The sequence below is a fragment of the Gallibacterium faecale genome (genome assembly GCF_027920745.1).
GTDB classification, from domain to species: Bacteria; Pseudomonadota; Gammaproteobacteria; order Enterobacterales; family Pasteurellaceae; genus Gallibacterium; species Gallibacterium faecale.
The window spans coordinates 1-2,641 of record NZ_JAQIBB010000040.1; the positions used below are offsets into that span (position 1 = coordinate 1).

Annotated in this window: 3 protein-coding genes; all 3 read left to right on the forward strand. The window is 41.0% G+C overall.

Translation table 11 applies throughout. The annotated features are described in order from the left end of the window. Window positions 1–98 precede the first annotated feature (98 nt). A complete protein-coding gene (locus PF272_RS03170) occupies window positions 99–743 on the forward strand; it encodes a PFL_4703 family integrating conjugative element protein (protein WP_271141601.1) in 645 nt (214 codons plus the stop codon). Further along, window positions 743–1,621: a TIGR03749 family integrating conjugative element protein gene (locus tag PF272_RS03175; protein WP_271141602.1), complete on the forward strand. Its 879-nt coding sequence runs from the start codon at window positions 743–745 to the stop codon at window positions 1,619–1,621. The genes PF272_RS03170 and PF272_RS03175 overlap by 1 nt, the downstream gene beginning before the upstream one ends. A gap of 1 nt (window position 1,622) precedes the next feature. Further along, a partial coding sequence (locus tag PF272_RS03180; protein WP_271141603.1) for a TIGR03752 family integrating conjugative element protein occupies window positions 1,623–2,641 on the forward strand: 1,019 nt, incomplete at its 3' end.

A 2,641-nucleotide genomic window follows, 5' to 3' on the forward strand; every position in this document is an offset into this window, starting at 1 on the left:
GCGATTTGGGCGTAATCGTTTACTTATCAACTCATCTCCACAAAAACGTCATTGGTCAATTCGTCGCTAGCCATTCATTACATTATTAGTAGGTTTCTATGAAAAGCATATTTAAAAATCGTTTAACGGATAAAGAACATCACATTAAGACATTGCGCATTGTCATTATTGGCCTGTTCGCTGTGATTATTTTGATGGGAATTGGCTGGTCAACTGCACCTAGCCGCTTGCAAATTTATACACCGCCTGATTTAAGAGGCGCTAGTCAGCGTCCTTGGTGGGAAGTGCCCACTTCTACGGTGTATGGCTTCGCATTTTATATTTTTCAGCAGCTGAATAGATGGCCTGCCAATGGGCAAGAAGACTATAAGCGTAATATTTTTGCACTCAGTAATTATCTCACACCTGGTTGTAAAGCATTTTTAGAGCAAGATTACAAAGATAGAGATAGTTTTGGTGAGCTAAAAAATCGGATTAGGGGTGTTTATGAAATCCCTGGACGTGGATTTAGTAACAGTCGGGTACAAGTACTCAGTCAAGATGATTGGATAGTGAATTTAGATTTAACCACAGACGAATATTACGGTGATGAAGCAGTGAAACGTACATTAGTACGTTATCCCGTCAAAGTCGTTAGGATGGAAAGCGATCTTGAACATAATCCATGGGGACTTGCTTTAGATTGTTATGCTGAAACCCCTAAACGCCTAGAGCTGATCAGTGCAGAAGAAGGAAATAAATAATGAAATTATCTACTACAACGAAACTGACTTTATTTGTTGTTACCAGTGTTATCTCTCTACAAACATCAGCAGAGATATTAATGCAGTGGCAACGTACTCCTTTAGCGATTGACTTAAATGTGGAACAAGAACGGATCATTTTTATTGAGCGAAATGTAAAAATTGGTTACCCACCGTCTTTATCTGGAAAGTTGCGTATTCAAAATGCAGGCGGAACACTCTATTTAAAACCCACACAAGCATTTCCTGAAACCCGTTTGCAATTACAGGATATGCAAAATGGCGAAATTATCCTGCTTGATGTCGAAGCGAAAGCAAATAAAGATAAATTAGAGCCAATTAAGTTAGTTTATGAGCCAAAACAGGCAACAGACAGCGCCACTTTTGGTGACATTGAGCAAGAAAACCAGCCACTTTCAGAGATAACACAACCAAAATCCAGTTTACCTACGCCAGCAGCACTAACGCGTTATGCAGCCCAATCTTTATATGCGCCACTTCGCACCGTTGAACCGCTAGATGGTGTACAAAGTGTTCATCATCGTTTGCCTACTAACATTACAACACTGTTACCAGGCTTACCTGTTAAAGCAACACCATTAGCAGCCTGGCAACTTGGGGATTATGTAGTCACTGCGGTAAAACTTAAAAATCAATCTGCTGAAATTATCAAACTTGATCCTCGCTATATTCAAGGACGCTTTTATGCAGCGACTTATCAACACAACTGGTTAGGCGGAAAAGGAACGGCAGAAGATACCACAACGGTTTATCTTATCTCTCTCGGTAGTGCAGATAATGCAGTGATTGCAGAACCCAAACGTGTAGCTAAAAAAACAGTGAAATCTACTCGTACTCATCAATCGGAGGGAAAATAAGATGCAACTCAAGCAAAATAGCCTGTTAAAAATTATTGTACCGTCCGCTATCGCTATTGCTGTTTTTATCGGGATTAAAGCCTATAAATCAAATTCTGAAGTCAGTACTACACCAGTACAATCAACCATTTATGACTTAAAGCCAGAAGAATTACGTGCGTTGGGAATCGATGGGGATACACCACAGGACACGATTCGCACTTTAGTCGGTACACTAAAGCGAACTCGTCAAGATATTGAAGAGGTGAAAGCACAAAATGCCGATCTCTTAAAACGGAATAAACAGCTAACAGATCAACAAACCAATGTTGATGCACAGATTCAGAGCGCATTAGAGCGTGAACGTAATAACCTCACCGTTGAGTTTGAACAACGTGCAGCAAGCTTAACTGATCAGCTTGAGCAGAAGTTAGCCAATTTACCACAGTTTGATTTTAATGCCACTTCACCAACTCAAACTCAAGAACAAAAGAATACAAGTGTAGATGAGGGCTTTGGCGATATTCCTATTAATGGCGATGTTTCAATGGGTATGCAGTGGGTAATGCCAGCGGATATGCAAGCATTAGACCGTAATGGCAAACCTGTTGCAGCTGGACAACAAGCGGATTCCTTTGGTTTTCCAAGTTTATTTAATGAGCTAGATAATTCAATGGTAGGCAAAGCGCACGAAGATTTAACGGGCGTAAAAAGTAAAACGCGTGATGAAAAACCACCTGTACCAATTTATACCTTGCCTGAAAATTCCACCTTAATTGGCTCAGTAGCCATGACCGCTCTCTTAGGGCGTGTACCCATTGATGGTGTAGTCAATGATCCTTACCCATTCAAAGTATTAGTTGGTAAAGAAAACCTGACCGCCAATGGGATGATGCTACCAAATGTCGAGGGGGCAATTTTATCTGGAACCGCTAGCGGAGACTGGACACTCTCTTGTGTACGCGGAAAAGTAACCAGCATTACGTTAGTGTTTAATGATGGCCGTGTTCGCACCCTCCCACAAGGGCGTCAAAGTAATAG